This is a genomic window from Thalassobaculum sp. (genome assembly GCF_040219615.1).
Classification (GTDB): domain Bacteria; phylum Pseudomonadota; class Alphaproteobacteria; order Thalassobaculales; family Thalassobaculaceae; genus Thalassobaculum_A.
Genome location: NZ_JAVJSE010000013.1, coordinates 118,983 through 137,186 on the forward strand (window position 1 = coordinate 118,983; position 18,204 = coordinate 137,186).

Annotated in this window: 13 protein-coding genes and 1 pseudogene; 7 read left to right on the forward strand and 7 right to left on the reverse strand. The window is 74.0% G+C overall.

What is annotated here, in order from left to right:
- Positions 1–9: 9 nt before the first annotated feature.
- From RIC31_RS08155 to trxA, 7 genes are all read left to right on the forward strand, one after another.
- Complete coding sequence (locus RIC31_RS08155) at positions 10–2,070, forward strand: sensor histidine kinase (RefSeq protein WP_350105011.1); 2,061 nt, start codon at positions 10–12, stop codon at positions 2,068–2,070.
- A 38-nt stretch (positions 2,071–2,108) separates the two neighbouring features.
- Positions 2,109–2,597, forward strand: a complete 489-nt coding sequence (gene tsaE, locus RIC31_RS08160) for a tRNA (adenosine(37)-N6)-threonylcarbamoyltransferase complex ATPase subunit type 1 TsaE (RefSeq protein ID WP_350105013.1) — start codon at positions 2,109–2,111, stop codon at positions 2,595–2,597.
- 23 nt (positions 2,598–2,620) lie between these two features.
- A complete protein-coding gene (locus RIC31_RS08165) occupies positions 2,621–3,673 on the forward strand; it encodes an aminoglycoside phosphotransferase family protein (protein ID WP_350105015.1) in 1,053 nt (350 codons plus the stop codon).
- Positions 3,674–3,713: 40 nt separating this feature from the next.
- Positions 3,714–4,478 carry a nucleotidyltransferase family protein gene (locus tag RIC31_RS08170; RefSeq protein ID WP_350105018.1) on the forward strand — a complete coding sequence of 255 codons (765 nt, stop codon included), beginning with the start codon at positions 3,714–3,716 and terminating at the stop codon, positions 4,476–4,478.
- 7 nt (positions 4,479–4,485) lie between these two features.
- On the forward strand, positions 4,486–7,497 hold the full coding sequence (gene addB / locus RIC31_RS08175) for a double-strand break repair protein AddB (protein ID WP_350105020.1): 3,012 nt from the start codon (positions 4,486–4,488) through the stop codon (positions 7,495–7,497).
- Between the two features lie 172 nt (positions 7,498–7,669).
- Positions 7,670–11,137 (forward strand): double-strand break repair helicase AddA, encoded by a 3,468-nt coding sequence (gene addA / locus RIC31_RS08180; protein WP_350105022.1) that lies wholly within the window; start codon positions 7,670–7,672, stop codon positions 11,135–11,137.
- Between the two features lie 98 nt (positions 11,138–11,235).
- Positions 11,236–11,556, forward strand: coding sequence for a thioredoxin TrxA (trxA, locus tag RIC31_RS08185; RefSeq protein WP_189987229.1), 321 nt, complete (start codon positions 11,236–11,238; stop codon positions 11,554–11,556).
- A gap of 254 nt (positions 11,557–11,810) precedes the next feature.
- On the opposite strand, the gene RIC31_RS08190 is transcribed toward trxA, so the two are convergent.
- The 7 genes and pseudogenes from RIC31_RS08190 to RIC31_RS08220 form a co-directional block, all read right to left on the reverse strand.
- The gene (locus RIC31_RS08190) at positions 11,811–13,106 is read right to left on the reverse strand and encodes a bifunctional folylpolyglutamate synthase/dihydrofolate synthase (protein WP_350105712.1); all 1,296 of its coding nucleotides are present in this window, start codon (positions 13,104–13,106) and stop codon (positions 11,811–11,813) included.
- 70 nt (positions 13,107–13,176) lie between these two features.
- Complete coding sequence (gene accD / locus RIC31_RS08195; RefSeq protein WP_350105025.1) at positions 13,177–14,208, reverse strand: acetyl-CoA carboxylase, carboxyltransferase subunit beta; 1,032 nt, start codon at positions 14,206–14,208, stop codon at positions 13,177–13,179.
- Between the two features lie 11 nt (positions 14,209–14,219).
- Complete coding sequence (trpA, locus tag RIC31_RS08200; RefSeq protein ID WP_350105027.1) at positions 14,220–15,044, reverse strand: tryptophan synthase subunit alpha; 825 nt, start codon at positions 15,042–15,044, stop codon at positions 14,220–14,222.
- Between the two features lie 38 nt (positions 15,045–15,082).
- Positions 15,083–16,309, reverse strand: a complete 1,227-nt coding sequence (trpB, locus tag RIC31_RS08205; RefSeq protein ID WP_350105029.1) for a tryptophan synthase subunit beta — start codon at positions 16,307–16,309, stop codon at positions 15,083–15,085.
- 109 nt (positions 16,310–16,418) lie between these two features.
- A pseudogene (locus RIC31_RS08210) lies at positions 16,419–17,066 on the reverse strand (phosphoribosylanthranilate isomerase); the annotation flags it as partial.
- On the reverse strand, positions 17,063–17,830 hold the full coding sequence (pyrF, locus tag RIC31_RS08215) for an orotidine-5'-phosphate decarboxylase (RefSeq protein WP_350105034.1): 768 nt from the start codon (positions 17,828–17,830) through the stop codon (positions 17,063–17,065). The gene pyrF and the pseudogene RIC31_RS08210, both read right to left, overlap by 4 nt.
- On the reverse strand, positions 17,827–18,204 hold the full coding sequence (locus RIC31_RS08220; RefSeq protein ID WP_350105036.1) for a LapA family protein: 378 nt from the start codon (positions 18,202–18,204) through the stop codon (positions 17,827–17,829). The genes pyrF and RIC31_RS08220 overlap by 4 nt, the downstream gene beginning before the upstream one ends.

Here is an 18,204-nt window from a genome sequence, read left to right on the forward strand (position 1 = left end):
GCTCTGGTCGTGAAGACCAGGAGCCTGAGAGCGTTGATTCCGGTCGGGGCGGCGATTGTCGCCCCGCGGTCCGCGCTCGCCCAGACGGCCGAGGCGGCGGCGCCCGGCATCGACGTCATCACCATTCTGGCACTCTGCGGGTTCACCCTTGTCCTGGCCGTGCTGTACGCCCGGCAGATCAGGCGGACCGCCGAGGCCGAGCGCGCCCTGGCTGCTGCCCGCGAGGCGGCCCGCGAGGCCGAGGCGGCGCTGCCCGATCGGCTGGCGCGGCACGAGCGCTCGATCCTCGAGGCGGTCGCCGTCCCGGTCTGGCGGCGCGACCGCGGCGGCGCCCTGCAATACGGCAATGCCGGCGCCCGCCCGCTGTTCCCCGAGCTGGAGAAGACCGCAGGGCTGGCCGAGCGGGCCGCCAAGCTGGGCCGCGCCCAGAGCGAAAGCCGCAACATGGTGATCCACGGCGATCGCCGGCTGGTCGACGTCACCGAGGCCCCGACCGGGACCGGCGAGCCGGACGCCGCGGCCGGCACGGTCGGCACCGCCCGCGACCTCACCACCCTCGAGCAGCTGCAGTCAGAGCTGGCCCGCCATGTCGACGCCCATGCCGAGGTCCTGGAGACCCTGCACACCGCGGTCGCGGTGTTCGGCCCCGACAAGCGGCTGATCTTCGCCAACACCGCCTTCGGCCGGCTGTGGGGTGTCGACGCCGACCTGCTGGAGCGCGACCCGACGCTCACCGAGGTGCTGGAGCGGGCCCGCGAGAACCGCCGCCTGCCCGAGCAGTCCGACTTCCGTGCCTGGCGCGACGACTTCAACCGGCTGTTCGCCACCCTGATCGGCAGTCACGAGGAGCTGCTGTTCCTGCCGGACGACACCACCGTGCGCATGGCGGTGAACACCCACCCGTTCGGCGGCCTGCTGATGGTGTTCGAGGACGTGACCGACCGGCTCACCCTGGAACGCTCCTACAACACCCTGACCGCGGTCCAGCAGGAGACCCTGGACAACCTCTACGAGGGCATCGCCGCGTTCGGGGCCGACGGCCGGCTCAAGCTGATCAACCCGACCTTCCGCAACCAGTGGGGCCTGCCCGACGGCTTCGGCGACGACGAGCCGCATGCCGGGCTGGTGCTGGAGGCGATGCGGCCGCAGTTCGTCGAGCAGGACCGCTGGGACGTCGTGAAGGCCGACTGGGTGTCGCGGCTGGCCGAGCGCGAGCCGCGGTCCGGGCGGCTGGAGCAGGCCGACAGCCGGATCCTCGACTACGGACTGGTGCCGCTGCCGGACGGCGCCATCCTGCTGAACTTCCGCGACGTCACCGACACCCTGGCGGTGCAGCGCGCCCTGCAGGAGCGCACCGAGGCCCTGGAGATGGCCGACCGCCTGAAGAGCGAGTTCCTCGCCAACGTCTCCTACGAGCTGCGCACGCCGCTGAACGCGATCATCGGCTTCTCGGAGATCCTGGAGCAGGAATATGCCGGGCCGATGAACGACCGGCAGAAGGAATACGCCCGCGCGATCCTGCAGTCGTCGAACCGCCTGGTCCGGCTGGTCAACGACATCCTGGACCTCGCCTCGATCGAGGCCGGTTATCTCGAGCTGGACCGCGCCGAGGTCGATCCTGCCAGGCTGGCCGAGGCGGTCGAGCATCTCGGCCGCGAGCGGGCGCGGGCCCGGCGCATCGACTTCTCGGTCCGGTCCGACGGCGCGATCCCGCCGATCCTGGTGGACGAGCGCCGGCTCACCCAGGCGCTCTACAACCTGGTCTCCAACGCCTTCTCCTTCACTCCCGACGGCGGCCGGGTGCAGGTCTCGGTCGAGGACGACACCGACGCCGTGATCTTCCGGGTGACCGACACCGGGGTCGGGATCGCCCACGAGGACCAGGGCCGGGTGTTCGACCGGTTCGAGCGTGCCGGGCGCGACGCCGGTGCCGGGCTCGGGCTGGCGCTGGTAAAGTCGCTGATCGAGCTGCACAACGGCACCGTCGCCCTGATCTCGGAGCCGGGACACGGCACCGAGGTGATCTGCCGCATTCCGCGCACGGCCCCACGGGTCGCTGCCCAGCAGTGAGCGTCCCGCAATGACCGCTCCACAGTGAACGTCCCGCCGTGACCGCTGCAGAACCCGAGACCGCCACGATCGACCTGCCCGAGCTGGCCGCCACCGAGCGGCTGGCCGGCAAGGTCGCCGCGCTCGCCCGGCCCGGCGAGGCGGTACTGCTGTCCGGTCCGCTCGGCGCCGGCAAGTCGGCCTTCGCCCGCGCCTTCGTGCGCGCCTGGCTCGGCGACCCGGCCGCCGAGGTGCCGAGCCCGACCTTCACCCTGGTGCAGCCCTATGACGGCCCGCGCGGCTCGGTCTGGCACTGCGACCTGTACCGGCTCGGCGATCCCGACGAACTCGCCGAGCTGGGAATCGAGCAGGGACTGGCCGAGGCCGTGCTGCTGGTCGAGTGGCCGGACCGGCTTGGTCCCTGGGTTCCCGTCGACCGCCTCGAACTCGCCCTCGAAATGTGCCAACAAGCGGAGGACGCCCGGCGCGCGACGCTCGTCGGGTTCGGCGGCTGGGCCGGACGCATCCGCGCCCTGGCGGCCGGCTGATGCAATGGAGGCAGGGGACGGCCGTGACCACCGCAGTGGCCGCCGGCACGACGGCGGCACCGGACAATGACCGCGAGTACCGGCTGCGCGGCTTCCTCGCCGCCTGTGGCTGGGCCGACGCCGAGCGCCGGCCGCTGGCCCGCGACGCCTCGTTCCGGTCCTATGACCGCCTGACCCGCGACGGCCGGCGCGCCGTGCTGATGGACGCGCCGCCGGACAAGGGCGAGGACGTGCGGCCGTTCCTGTCGGTGGCGGCCCAACTGCACCGCTTCGGCTACAGCGCGCCGCAGGTGCTGGCCGCCGACCGCGAGGCCGGCTTCCTGCTGCTCGAGGACCTCGGCGACACCACCTACACCCGGGCATTGGCCGGCGGCGCCGAGGAGATCGCGCTGTACGCCTGCGCGACCGACCTGCTGGTCGACCTGCACCGGCGGGCCGGCGAGGTCGGCTACGACGTCCCGCCCTACGACGACGCCAAGCTGGTGGCCGAGGCGGCACTGCCGCTCGACTGGTACTTCCCGCTGGTGCTGGGCCGCGAACTCGACGCCGGTGAGCGCGCCCGCTACCTGGAGGCCTGGCGCGAGGCGATGCCGGTGCTGCGCGGCGCGCCGGAGACCCTGGTGCTGCGCGACTTCCATGTCGACAACCTGATGGTGCTGGGGTCTCGGCCCGGCATCGCCGCCTGCGGCCTGCTGGATTTCCAGGACGCGGTGGCCGGGCCGGCCCCCTACGACCTGGTGTCGCTGCTGCAGGACTCTCGGCGCGACTTGGCCGACGGCCTGGAGGACGCCATGCTCGACCGCTACCGGGCGGCGATCCGACCGGCCGACCCGGTGGCGTTCGACCGCAGCTACCATGCGCTCGGCGCCCAGCGCGGCCTGAAGGTGTTCGGCATCTTCGGCCGGCAGTCGGCGCTGTACGGCAACCCGCGCTACCTGCACCACATTCCGCGCATCTGGCGGCATGTCGAGCGCGACCTGGCCCTCGCCGGCCTGGACCGTGTGCTGGCCTGGCTGGCGGCCGTCGTGCCGGCGTCGGCGCGCGTGCAACCGGCGCCGGAGGCCCGCCGCCCATGATCCAGACCCACCCGTCCCGCCCCACCGCCCCGAAGACGCCATGCTGCTGCCCGGACTGAAGAAACGCTCGCCCTGGGTGCCCGACACCGCGATGGTGCTGGCCGCCGGCCGCGGCGTGCGCATGGCGCCGCTGACCGACAGCTGCCCGAAGCCGCTGCTCGAGGTCGGCGGGCGGGCGATCCTCGACCGCATCCTGGACAAGCTTGCCGATGCCGGGGTGTCGCGGGCCGTGGTCAACGCCCATCACCTGAGCGACCGGATCGAGTCGCATCTGGCCGACCGCGAGACGCCTGCGGTCACGCTGATCCGCGAGGCCGAGGCGCTGGAGACCGGCGGCGGCGTGGTGAACGCGCTGCCGGTGCTCGGCGACCGGCCGTTCTTCGTGATCAACGGCGACAGCGTCTGGCTGGACGGACTGCGCGACGCCCTGCACCGCTTCGCGGAGATCTGGGACGACCAGGCGATGGACGTGCTGCTGCTGCTGTACCCGTTCGCGCGGGTGCTGAGCTGGCACGGCCTGGGCGACTACCGCATGGACCCGGACGGCCGGCTGACCCGCCGCCCGGAGAGCCACGTGGCCCCCTACGCCTATATGGGGGTGTCGATCCTGCACCCGCGGGCGCTGGACGGCGCGCCGGACGGGGCGTTCTCGCTGAACGCGGTGTACGACCGGGCCGAGGAGGCCGGCCGGCTGTTCGGCGCCGTGCACGACGGCCTGTGGTATCACATCTCGACCCCGGCCGACCTCGACGAGGCGAACCGCCGGTTCGCCCAGGGCCACGTGCCCGACACCCCCTTCGTGTAGGCGCGTCATGCAGGGCGGCCGCGTCTACAGCATCCCGGTCGGCGCGCCGTTCCTGGACGCGCTGGCGGCGGGGCTGTGGGACGCCAGCGGCCGCGACCCGATCGCCCTGTCGCGCGCCACCGTGCTGCTGCCGACCCAGCGCGCCGCCCGCTCGGCGGCCGAGGCGTTCCTGCGGCTCGGCGACGGCCGGCCGATGCTGCTGCCGGCCCTGCAGGCGCTGGCCGACGTCGACGACCAGGACCTCGACCTGGCGCATGGCGACGACGCCGGGGTGGCGGCCGCCCTCGACCTGCCGCCGGCGATCCCGCCGCTGCGCCGCCAGTTGCTGCTGGCCCGGCTGGTGCTGGCCTATGCCGACCGGCTGGAGGACGACGGGGTGGCTGCCCCGCGCTCGCCCGAGCAGGCCGCCCGGCTGGCCGCGGCGCTGGCCCGGCTGATCGACCAGGTGCAGGCCGAGGGCCTCGGCTTCGAGCGGCTGGCCGACATCGTGCCGGCCGACTATGCCGAGCACTGGGGACTGACCCTGCGATTCCTGTCGATCGTCACCGAGATCTGGCCGCAATGGCTGATCGAACAGGGCGCGGTCGACCCGGTGACCCGGCGCGACGCCCTGATGCAGGCCCGGGCCGCGGCCTGGCAGGCGGCGCCGCCGGCCGACCCGGTGGTGATCGCCGGCTCCACCGGTTCGGTGCCGGCGACCGCCGGGCTGATGCGGGCGGTGCTCGGGCTGCCGTGCGGCGCCCTGGTGCTGCCGGGGCTGGACCTGGAGTCCGACGCCGACGCCTGGGCGGCGGTCGGTGGCGACCCGGCGCATCCGCAGCACGGCATGCACCGGCTGCTGGCCGGCCTCGGCGTCGAGCGCGGGGATGTCGCGCCCTGGCCCGGCGCCGCCGGCCTGCCGGTGGCCGCCCCGGGCCGCGCCGCCATGCTGCGCGAGGCCATGCGGCCGGCCGCCACCACCGAGGCCTGGCGGGCGCTGGCGACCGGTGCCGACCCCGGCCTGGACGGATCCGCCTTCGACGGTATCCGGCGGATCGACGCCCCCGGCCCGCGCGAGGAGGCCGGGGCGATAGCCCTGCTGATGCGCGAGGTGCTGGAGACCCCGGGCCGCACCGCCGCCCTGGTCACCCCGGATCGCGGCCTGGCCCGCCGGGTGGCGAGCGAGCTGGAGCGCTGGGAGCTGACCGTCGACGACTCCGCCGGCCGGCCGCTGGCCGAGAGCGCGCCGGCGGCGTTCCTGCGGCTGGTCGCCGACCTGGCCGCCGGGCAGGCCGCCCCGGTGCCGCTGCTGGCCGCGCTGAAGCACCCTCTGGCGGCCGGCGGGCGGTCCCGCGATTCCTTCCTGCGGCTGGTCCGACGGCTGGAGCGGCGGGTGCTGCGCGGTCCGCGCCCGGGCCCCGGCATCGACGGGCTGCGCCGGGCGGTCGCCGGGCTGGAGGACAAACTGGCCGACGAACGCGCCGGCCTGCTGGTCTGGCTGGACGACCTGGACGCCCGGCTCGACCCGCTGCTGGCGCTGCTGGCCGAACCGTCGGTGCCGGCCGCCGAGGTCGCCGCCGCCCACGCCCGGGCCGCCGAGGCACTGGCCGCCAGCGCCGAGGAGTCCGGCGCCGACCGGCTGTGGCGCGGCGACGCCGGCGAGGCCCTGGCCCGGCTGTTCGACGAGCTTCGCGACGCCCTCGAGGTACTGGACGCGATCCCCGGCCGCAGCTGGCCCGGTCTGTTCGAGGCGCTGCTGGAGGGCCGCGCGGTGCGGCCGCGCTGGGGCGCCCATCCGCGGCTGCACATCCTGGGCGCGCTGGAGGCCCGGCTGCAGCGCTTCGACCGCGTGGTGCTGGGCGGCCTGAACGAGGGCACCTGGCCGGCCGAGCCGGCGCCGGACCCGTGGATGAGCCGGCCGATGCGCCGCGACTTCGGCCTGCCGGCCCTGGAGCGCCGGATCGGCCTCGCCGCCCACGACGTCACCATGGCGCTGGGCGCGCCGGAGGCCGTGCTGACCCGCTCGACCCGGGTCGAGGGCACGCCGACGGTGCCGTCGCGCTGGCTGCTGCGGCTCGACACCGTGGCCCGGGCACTGGGCGCCGACGAGCGGTTCCGGCCGGACCCGGTGCCGGCGCTGTGGCACGGCCGGCTCGACCGGCCGGACCGCACCGAGCCCGGCGCCGCCCCGCTGCCCCGCCCGCCGGTCGACAGGCGGCCGCGCCGGCTGTCGGTGACCCGGATCGAGACCTGGCTGCGCGACCCCTACTCGATCTACGCCTCGCAGATCCTGCGGCTGCGCCGGCTCGACGACCTGGACACCGACCCGTCGGCGGCCGAGCGCGGCGACGCCATCCACAAGGCGCTGGACGCCTTCGTGCGGGCCTGGCCCCGCGACCTGCCGCCGGACCCGCTGGCGCGGCTGCTGGAGTTCGGTCGCGCGAGCTTCGCCGGGCATCTCGACCGGCCCGGCGTGCAGGCGTTCTGGTGGCCGCGCTTCGAGCGGGTCGCCGCCTGGTTCGTCGAGGTCGAGCGCGAGCGCCGCAGGTCGCTGTCGGCGACCGCCACCGAACAGCACGGCGAGCTGACGCTCGACGGCCCGGCCGGCCCGTTCGTGGTGACCGGCATCGCCGACCGGATCGACCGGCTGGCCGACGGCAGCTACGCCATCGTCGACTACAAGACCGGCGGCAACCCGAGCAAGGGCGAGCTGAAGAGCGGTTCGGCGCCGCAGCTGCCGCTGGAGGCGCTGATGCTGGAGCGCGGCGGCTTCCCGGGCCTGCCGACGGCGCCGGTGTCGTCGCTCGCCTACTGGCGGGTCGGCGGCGGCGAGCCGCCCGGCCGGATCGACGAGGTCGCGGACGGCGTCGCCGACCTGGTGGCCGAGGCCGAGGCCGGGCTGCGCGACCTGGTCGCCACCTTCGACGACCCGGCGACCCCCTACCACGCGGTCCCGGACGCCGCCCGCCGGCCGCGCTTCAACGACTACGAGCACCTCGCCCGGATCGGCGAGTGGGCCGCCGGCGAGGAGGACGGGTGATGACGGTGCACCTCCCCATCGCCCGTCGCACCGTGGGTCCCGGTTCCGGTCTGCCTGCGGCACATCGGACCGGGATGACGACTGTATTTTCTGCTGACGTCATCCCGGCCGCAGCGGCGCAGCCGCGAAGAGTCGGGACCCACCCGCCGTTCCATCGCCGGGAGCCTCCGTCATGACCGACGCCAGCGTCATCGCGCTCGCCGGCGAGCGGCAGCGCCAGGCGGCCGACCCGGCGGCGTCGGCCTGGGTGGCGGCGTCGGCCGGGTCCGGCAAGACCAAGGTGCTGACCGACCGGCTGCTGAACCTGCTGCTGGACGGCGCCTCGCCCGAGCGGCTGCTGTGCCTGACCTACACCAAGGCGGCGGCGGCCGAGATGGCGACCCGGCTGCAGACCCGGCTGGCCGCCTGGACCGTGGTGCCGGAGCCGAAGCTGGTCGACGACCTGGCCGGGCTGTCCGGCGCGGTGCCGAGCCGGGCCCGCCTGGCCAAGGCCCGCCGGCTGTTCGCCGAGGTGCTGGACGCGCCGGGCGGGCTGAAGATCCAGACCATCCACGCCTTCGCGCAGTCGCTGCTCGGCAGGTTCCCGCTGGAGGCCGGGGTGCCGCCGCATTTCCGGCTGGCCGACGACCGGGCCAGCGCGGTGCTGCTGGCCGAGGCCGAGGCGGCGGTGCTGGCGCGCGCCCATTCCGGCGGCGACCCGGCCCTGGCGGACGCGCTCGGCACGGTGACCGAGAAGGCCGGCCAGGAGCAGTTCCGCGACCTGATGCGCGCCGCCCTGGCGGCCCGCACCCGGCTGACGGCGGCCCTGGCGGCGACCGGCGGGGTCGACGGCATGGCCGCCGCCATCCACGCCCGGCTCGGGGTCGAGCCGGGGCAGAGCGACCGCGACCTGCTGCTCGCCGCCTGCCGGGACGGCGCCGTCGACGCTCCGGCCCTGCGCCGGGCCGCCGAGGCGCTGGCGCACGGCTCGAAGACCGACATCGAGCGCGGCACCGTGCTTGCCGACTGGCTGGCCCTAGGAGACCCGGAGCGCCGGGCGGCGGCCTGGGAGGACTATCGCGGCGTGTTCCTGACCGCCACCGACGGCCGGCCCCGCAAGACCCTGGCCACCAAGGGCGCGCTCGGCTTCGACGCCGGCGCCGGCGACGCCCTGGCGGCCGAGGCCGAGCGGCTGGTCGCGGTCGAGGCGGTGCTGCGGGCGCTGGCGACGGCGACCCGGACCGCGGCCCTGGTGACCCTGGCGGCCGCGGTGATCGCCGCCTACGAGGCCGCCAAGGCGCGCCGGGCCGAGCTCGACTACGAGGACCTGGTGGAGCGCGCCCGCAGCCTGCTGCGCCGGCCCGGGGTGGCGGCCTGGGTGCTGTTCAAGCTCGACGGCGGCCTCGACCACGTGCTGATCGACGAGGCGCAGGACACCAGCCCGGCGCAATGGGACATCGTGCGGGCGCTGGCCGAGGAGTTCTTCGCCGGGACCGGCGCGCACGAATCTCGCCACTCGGGGGCCCGGCACCCGAAGGTCGAGCGCACGATCTTCGCGGTCGGCGACGTCAAGCAGTCGATCTACAGCTTCCAGGGCGCCGACCCGGCCGGCTTCGGGGCGGCGCGCGGGCATTTCGCGACCCGGGTGGCCGACGCCGGCAAGCTGTTCCGCCGGGTCCCGCTGGAGCAGTCGTTCCGCTCGACCGACGCGGTGCTGCAGGCGGTCGACGCGGTTTTCGCGCTGCCGGAGGCCCGCGACGGGGTCGCCGAAATCGAGGCCGACGGCGGCGCCGTCCCGATCGTCCACAACGCGGTGCGCAGCGGCCATGCCGGCCGGGTCGAGGTCTGGCCGCCGGTCGACCCGGTGGAGGCCGAGCCGAGCGCGCCCTGGACACCCCCGGTCGAGCGTCGCGGCGCCGACGAGCCGCGGGCCCGGCTGGCCCAGCGCATCGCCGAACGCATCGGGGGCTGGATCGGGACCGAGCTGCTGGCGGCGCGCGGCCGGACCGTGCAGCCCGGCGACGTGCTGGTGCTGGTGCAGCGCCGCGGGGCGTTCGTCCACGAGCTGGTCGCCGCACTCAAGAAGGCCGGGGTGCCGGTCGCCGGGGTCGACCGGCTGGTGCTGACCGACCAGATGGCGGTCAAGGACCTGGTGGCGCTCGGCCGCGCCGTGCTGCTGCCGGAGGACGACCTGACCCTGGCGACGGTGCTGAAGGGCCCGCTGGTCGGGCTGACCGAGGACCAGCTCTACGACCTGTGCCAGGGCCGGGCCCAGCCGCGGGTATGGCGCGAGCTGCAGCGGCGCGCGGCCGAGGGCGGCGCCTTCGCCGAGGCCCGCCGCCGGCTCGGCGACTGGCTGCGGCTGGCCGACCGGGTGCCGCCGCACGACTTCTTCCAGCGGGTGCTGGCGCGCGGCGGCCGCGAGCGGCTGGTCCGCCGGCTCGGCCCGGAGGCCGAGGATGCGATCGACGAACTGCTGGCCCAGGCGCTGGCCTACGAGCGCGAGAGCACGCCGTCGCTGCAGGGCTTCCTGCACTGGCTGGCGGCCGGCGACTTCGAGGTCAAGCGCGAGCTGGAGGGCGCCGGCGGCACCGTCCGGGTGATGACCGTGCACGGTGCCAAGGGGCTGCAGGCGCCGATCGTGGTGCTGCCCGACACCCTGCGGGTGCCGCGACTGCAGGACCAGTGGCTGTGGCACGCCGCCGGCGACGGCACCGAGATCCCGCTGTGGACCGCGTCGTCGCGCGAGGCCGACGAGGTGTCGGCGGCGGCCCGTGCCGAGGCCCGGCGGCGCCAGGACCAGGAGTACCGCCGACTGCTCTACGTCGCCATGACCCGGGCCGAGGACCGGCTGGTGGTGTGCGGCTGGAACGGCCGCAAGGCGGCGACCGCCGGCAACTGGTACGAGCTGATCCACCGTGCGGTGGCGCCGCTGGCCGAGGACCGGCCCGACCCGGCCGACCCGGCGGCGCCGCCGCTGCTGGTGCTGGAGACCGCGCAGACGGCCGCCGCCGGGGCCGAGGCCGAGGCCGCCGAGCCTGCCCCGCCGCCCCTGCCGGAATGGGCGACCCGGCCGTCGGCGGTGCCGGAGCCGAGCCCGCCGCGCCCGCTGGCCCCGTCGCGCCCGGCCGGCGAGGAGCCGCCGGTGCGCTCGCCGCTGGACGCCGACGACGGCCGGCGGTTCAAGCGCGGGCTGATCCTGCACCGGCTGCTGCAGACCCTGCCGGACCTGGCTCCCGGACAGCGTGCCGCGGCCGGGCGGCGGTTCCTGGCCCGGCCGGTCCACGGCCTCGACCCCGAGACCGCCGAGGCCTGGCTGGCCGAGGCCCTGGCGGTGCTCGACGACCCGGCCTTCGCCGCCGCCTTCGCGGCCGGGTCGCGGGCCGAGGTGCCGGTGGTCGGGGTGATATCCGGGCCGGACGGGCCCGAGGTGGTGTCCGGCCGGATCGACCGGCTGGCGGTCACCACCGACGCGGTCCTGGTGGTGGATTTCAAGACCAACCGGCCGGCCCCTGCCGATGTCGATGCCGTCCCGGAAGCATACCGGCGCCAGATGGGCACCTACCGGATGCTGCTCGCCGACCTTTATCCGTCACGAGAGATTCGCTGTGCGCTGGTGTGGACCGACGGCCCGCGGTTGATGGAGCTTCCGATACCCTAGGGCTGCGGCCGGCTTGCGGGCCGAAACGCGGCGATGCTTGACCCCCCACCTTCCCGTTCCTAGATTCGCCCGGAACGCATCTGAGAGAGGAACACTCGATGGCGACGGTCCCGGTTTCCGACGGCTCATTCGATGACGACGTGCTGAAGTCAGACAAGCCCGTGGTCGTCGACTTCTGGGCGGAGTGGTGCGGGCCCTGCAAAATGATCGCCCCCGCGTTGGAGGAGATCTCGAGCGAGCTCGGCGACAAGGTCACGGTCGCCAAGGTCAACATCGACGACAACCCCAAGACTCCCGCAGCCTACGGGGTCCGGGGCATCCCGACCCTGATGCTGTTCAAGGACGGCCAGGTGGCCGCCATGAAGATCGGCGCACTCCCGAAGGGCGACCTCAAAGCCTGGATCGAGTCGTCGATCTGATCCCATAAGCGTGTGTGCGACGCTTACGGCCTCGCTTCGGCGAGGCCGTTTTTGTTTCCGGCGCCGGTCGCTGCGTGGGTTCCGGCTCGATCCGGTCCGCTCAAGCGGACCGTCTCGTCCGGAATGACGGAAGAAGGCAAGCGGCACCCTTTCCCATCGTCATTCCGGACCGTACCGCCGTCCCGGCGGGACGCATCCGGAACCCACCCGCCGCCGCGAGATGTGTGAACCCCGTAGACGGAGCGACGGGCGCGCTATCCGTGATCCGCCAGCACCTTGCCGGCGAGATACAGCGAGCCGGCGACCAGCACCCTGCCCCCGGCGCGCGGGTCGGCGCCGGCACGGCTGACCGCCTCGGCCACGCTGGCGGCGGTCGCGGCCGGCACGCCGGCATCGCCGGCCGCCGCGGCCAGGTCCTCGGCGCTCAGCGAGGCCTGTTCGCCGGGAATCGTCACGGTGGCGACGCTGTCGACCAGCCCGGCGAAATGCCGGAGATAACCGCGCGGATCCTTGGTGTTGAGCATGCCGAGCACCAGGTGGACCGGCGCGCCGGGGGCGGCACGGCGCCAGCCGGCGACATGCTCGGCGATCACCCGGCCGGCGTCCTCGTTGTGGCCGCCGTCCAGCCACAGCGACCAGTCGGACCGCAGGCGGCCCAGCAGCGGGCCGCGGGCCAGGCGCTGCAGCCGGGCCGGCCAGACCGCCCGCTCGAGGCCGCGGGCGCGGTCGACGGCGCCGTTGCCCAGCACGCCGGCGACGGAGCGCGCCACCGCCAGTGCCAGGGCGGCGTTGCCGAGCTGGTGGGCGCCTGGCAGCGCCGGGCGCGGCAGGGTCTCGCGCACCCCGTCCATCTCGAACACCAGCCGCTCGCCCTCGGACCGGGCGCTGAACTCGCGTCCCCAGCGAACCAGCGGGGCCCCGACCGCGGCGGCGCGCGCCTCGATCACCGCCAGCGCCCTGGGGTCCTGGATGCCGACGATCCCCGGCACGCCCGGCTTCAGGATGCCGGCCTTCTCGAAGGCGATCTGCTCCAACGTGTCGCCGAGATACTGCTGGTGGTCGATCGACACCGGCGCGATCGCGGTGGCGATCGGGCGCTCGACCACGTTGGTGGCGTCGAACCGGCCGCCGAGGCCGACCTCCAGCACCAGCGCGTCGGCCGGGGTGCGGGAGAACGCCAGCAGGGCGGCGGCGGTCGTGATCTCGAACAGGGTGATCGGCACGCCGCCGTTGCGCGCCTCGCATTCCTCGAGGATCGCCGCGAACGCCGGGTCGTCGATCTCGCGGCCGGCCAGCACGATGCGCTCGTTGAAGCGCACCAGATGCGGCGAGGTGTAGGCATGCACCCGGTGGCCGGCGGCCTCCAGCACGGCGCGCAGATAGGCGCAGGTCGAGCCCTTGCCGTTGGTTCCGGCGACGTGGATCACCGGCGGCAGGGCGCGCTCCGGGTTGCCCAGCGCGTCCAGCATGCGCTGCATCCGGCCGAGCGACAGGTCGATCGCCTTCGGATGCAGGCGGAGCAGGCGCTCCAGGATGGTCTCGGGCGCCACTGACAACGGTATGACGATCGGAGGATCCTCCGGTCAGGGGCCGGCGTCGTGCCGGCCGGACGCTGGAAAGCTAGCGGGAATCGCCCTTGGGTGCAGGTGCGCCGGCGACGCGGTCCGTCGTTTTCCCGCCGTCCTTGCCGGCGGGCGCCCCCTTGTCGGTCGCGGCGGCCGGGTCGGCGACGGCGGGCTTGCCGGCCGCCGCCTTGTCCGGGATCTCCAGTTCGGGCTGCGGCAGCGCGACGATCTGCGCGGTCGGCCCGGGGCGCATCAGCAGCGCCAGGATCCGCCCCAGGGTGGCCCGCAGCTCCTTGCGCGGCACCACCGCGTCGACCATGCCATGCTCCAGCAGGTACTCGGCCTTCTGGAAGCCGTCGGGCAGCTGCTCGCGGATGGTCTCCTGGATCACCCGCTGCCCGGCGAAGCCGATGATCGAGCCCGGCTCGGCCAGGTGGATGTCGCCGAGCATGGCGAAGGACGCGGTGACGCCGCCGGTGGTCGGGTCGGTCAGCACCACCACGAAGGGCAGGCCCTTCTCCTTGAGGCGCTCGACCGCCGCCACGGTGCGCGGCATCTGCATGAGCGACAGGATGCCCTCCTGCATGCGGGCCCCGCCCGAGGACGGGAACACCACCAGCGCCGCGCTCTGGGTCTCGGCCAGCCGGGCCGCGCGCACCAGGGCGTCGCCGACGCCGGCGCCCATGGAGCCGCCCATGAAGCCGAAGTCGAACACCGCGGCGACCGCGCCGACCCCGCCGACCGTGCCGTGCGCCACCACCATGGCGTCGCCGCGGCCGGTCTTGGCCTGGGCCTCGCGTAGCCGGTCGGAATAGCGCTTGCTGTCGCGGAACTTCAGCGGGTCGACCGCCGGGCGCGGCAGCTCGATGGTCTCGTACTTCGCGTCGTCGAACAGGATCTTCAGGCGGTCGACCGGGCCGATCCGCAGGTGATGGCCGCATTCCGGGCAGACATGGAGGTTCTGCTCCAGGTCGCGGTGGAAGATCATCTGCCCGCAGGCCACGCATTTGTGCCAGAGGTTGTCCGGCACCTCGCGGCGCACCAGCGCCTGGATCTTCGGCAGGACCGTGTTGGTGATCCAGTTCATCTCGGAACTCCCTAGCGTCGTGCCCCGCGCACGCCGTCGGCCAGGCCGCGCACGAAGCCGAGGGTGTCGGACACCGTGGTGCCGGTCGCCCGGCCCTGGGAATCCAGCGACGCCTTGATGGTGTTCACGACCGCCGTGCCGACGATGGCGCCGTCGGCGCAGCGCGCGACCCCGGCCGCCTGCTCCGGCGTGGTGATGCCGAAGCCGACGCAGACCGGAATGTCGGTGTGGCGCTTCAGCCGCTCGACCGCCCTGGTCACCAGGTCGGTCGGCACCGCGGCGGTGCCGGTGATACCCATGATCGAGACGTAGTAGACGAAGCCCGCGGTGTTCTTCAGCACCGTCGGCAGCCGCCGGTCGTCGGTGGTCGGGGTCGCGAGGCGGATGAAGCCGAGGCCCTTGGACAGCGCCGGCAGGCACAGCTCGCGGTCCTCCTCCGGCGGCAGGTCGACGACGATCAGGCCGTCGACCCCCGACGCCAGGGCGTCGGCGACGAAGCGGTCGACGCCGTAGCTGTAGATCGGGTTGTAGTAGCCCATCAGGACCAGCGGGGTGTCCCGGTCATCGACGCGGAACGCCCGCACCATCTCCAGCACGCCCTTCAGGGTCATGCCGGCCTTCAGGGCGCGCTGGCTCGATTCCTGGACCGCCGGGCCGTCGGCCATCGGGTCGGTGAACGGCATCCCGAACTCGATCATGTCGGCGCCGGCGCCCGGCAGGCCCTTCAGGATAGCCAGCCCGGTGTCGAAGTCCGGGTCGCCGGCGCTGACGAAGATTCCGAGCGCGCCACGGCCCTCGGCCCTGAGGGCCGCGAACTTCGCATCGATGCGCGACACGCCCGCGCGCCCCGTTGCCGCCTTGCCCACCGCGTCGCTCACAGCAGCCCCATCTTCTCGAGCTTCGGCATGACCGCGTCCATGTCCTTGTCGCCGCGGCCGCACAGGTTCATCACCACGATCTGGTCCTTCGGCCGGTCGCCGATGAAGGTGCCGACATGGGCCAGCGCGTGGCTCGGCTCGAGCGCCGGGATGATGCCCTCCTTGCGGGTGCACAGCGCGAAGGCGCGCAGCGCGTCCTCGTCGGTGGCGGCCACGTATTTCACCCGGCCGATGTCGTTCAGCCAGGAATGCTCGGGCCCGATGCCGGGATAGTCGAGGCCGGCCGAGATCGAATGCGCCTCGGTGATCTGGCCGTCGTCGTCCTGCAGGAGATAGGTACGGTTGCCGTGCAGCACGCCCGGCCGGCCGCCGTTCAGCGAGGCCGCGTGCTTGCCGCTGTCGAGCCCCAGGCCGCCGGCCTCGACCCCGATGATCTCGACGTCGACGTCGTCCAGGAACGGGTGGAACAGGCCCATGGCGTTGGAGCCGCCGCCGATGCAGGCCACCAGGGTGTCCGGCAGCCGGCCCTCGGCGGCCATCATCTGGCTCTTCACTTCGACCCCGATGATCGACTGGAAGTCGCGGACCATCGCCGGATAGGGGTGCGGGCCGGCAACCGTGCCGATGATGTAGAAATGCGTCTCGGCCTTGGAGACCCAGTAGCGCAGGGCCTCGTTCATGGCGTCCTTCAGGGTGCCCGAGCCGGACGTCACCGGGTGCACCTTGGCGCCGAGCAGGCGCATGCGGTCGACGTTCGGCTTCTGGCGCTCGACGTCCTCCGCGCCCATGAAGACCTCGCACTCCATGCCGAACAGCGCGCAGGCGGTGGCGGTCGCCACGCCGTGCTGGCCGGCGCCGGTCTCGGCGATGATCTTGGACTTGCCCATGCGCCTTGCGAGCAGCGCCTGGCCCATCACGTTGTTGATCTTGTGCGCGCCGGTGTGGTTCAGCTCGTCGCGCTTGAAGTACAGCTTCGCGCCGCCGAAGTGATCGGTCAGGCGCTCGGCGAAATACAGCGGGCTCGGCCGGCCGATGTAGTGGGTGTGGTAGTACTGGATGTCGCGCTGGAACGCCGGATCGGCCTTGGCTTCCTCATACGCCTTCTCGACGCTGAGGATCAGCGGCATCAAGGTCTCGGCGACGTAGCGCCCGCCGAAAATGCCGAAATGCCCGTCGATGTCCGGGCCGGCGCGCAGGCTGTTGGGTTGGGCCGTGGCGGCCATGGAAGCCCTCTCGTTCGCGATTCGGTGTCCCGCCCCGGTCTTAAGGCCGGGCGGCGGACGGCGCAAGGGTCGCCCGGCCCCCGACGTCCCCCTGGGCCGCCTCCGGGCCTGCGGCCTTCGCCGCCGCCACGAAGGCCCGGATCTTATCCGGGCTCTTGACCCCCGGCCGGTCCTCGACCCCGGACGAGGTGTCGACCGAACCGGCGCCGGTCAGGCGGACGGCCTCGGCGACGTTCTCCACCGTCAACCCACCCGCCAGGGTCCAGGGCGTCGCCAGGCGCAGCCCCACCAGCAGCCGCCAGTCGAAGGACAGCGCGTTGCCGCCCGGCAGCGCGCCGGCCATGTCCTTGGGCGGCCTGGCGTCGAACATGATGCGGTCGACGACCCCGTCATAGGCGGCGGCGGCCTCGACGTCCGCCCGGTCGGCAACCGGCAGCACCTTCATGACCGGCAGCCCGGTGCGCGCCTTCAGGGCTAGTATCCGTTCCGGCGTCTCGCGGCCGTGCAGCTGCAGCAGGTCGATCACGCCGGTCGCCGTCACCGCGTCGACCAGCGCGTCGTCGGGATCGACCAGCACCGCCACCCGGACGATGCCTGCCGGCAGCCCGCGCGCCAGTTCGGCCGCGCGCGCCGGGGTCACCGCGCGCGGGCTCCTCGGATAGAACATGAAGCCGACCATGTCGGCCCCGGCCTCGGCGGCGGCCCGCACCGCCGCCGGGTCGTTCAGCCCGCAGATCTTGACGAGGACGCCGGTCACCGGTCGCCCTGTCCGGCCGTCTCGGCGATGTCGGCGGCGATCGCCCGGGCGGCTGCGACCGGATCGGCGGCCTGGGTGAGCGGCCGGCCGATCACCACCCAGTCGGCCCCGGCGGCCACCGCGCGGCCCGGTGTCGTCACCCGCTTCTGGTCGTCGTCGCCGCTGCCGGCCGGCCGGATGCCCGGCACCACCAGCGCGAAGCCCGGCCCGCAGGCGGCCCGGATCGCCGCGATCTCCAGCGGCGAGCACACCACCCCGTCGCAGCCGGCGTCCTGGGCCAGCCGGGCCAGCCGCAGTGCCTGCTCGCCCGACGGGCCGCGCTGGCCGACCGCCTCGAGGTCGGCGTCGTCCAGGCTGGTCAGCACGGTGACGGCGATCAGCTTCGGACGCGCGATGCCCTCGGCATCCGCGGTCTCGCGGTTGGCCGCGACCGCCGCGCGCATCATGGCGGGGCCGCCGGCGGCGTGAATGTTGATGATCATCGGCCGGCAGGCGGCGACCGCCGAGCGCACCGCCCCGGCCACGGTGTTGGGGATGTCGTGGTACTTCAGGTCCAGGAACAGCGGCCGGCCGCCGGCGACGGCGCGGATGCCGTCCGGGCCCTGGGCGTTGAAGAACTCCATGCCGAGCTTGATGCCGCCGACCGCGTCGCCCAGCCGCTCGGCGAGGCCGATGGCGACGCCGCGGTCCGGCGTGTCGATGCCGACCAGGATCCGGTCCTTGGGCTGGATCCCGGCTTCGGGTCTTCTGAGAGCTTGCGTCATGCGGCCTTCCCCGGGCGCCGGTCGACCAGGGCCGGGCGGCGCTCCGCCGGCACGGCGCGGGCCCGGATCTCCTCCTCGCGGATACGCATCACGGCGATCTCGCGCTCGAGGTCCTCGGCGCGCTTCTCTGCCCGATCCGCGCGCCGCTTGTGCCCCAGTTCGCCGGTCCAGGCAATAACCTCGCCGATCAGCAGGCCGATCCCCAGCGCCGGCAGCACCACCAGCGACAGCGACACCTCGAGGCTCCCGGGAATCGGCCACAGCCGGATCGGCACCGCGTCCAGGTTGGACACCGCGAACAGGATCACCAGCACGGTGATCGGGAACACCACCACGAACGACACCAGCCGGACCGCCCAGTTGCGTCGCGCCAT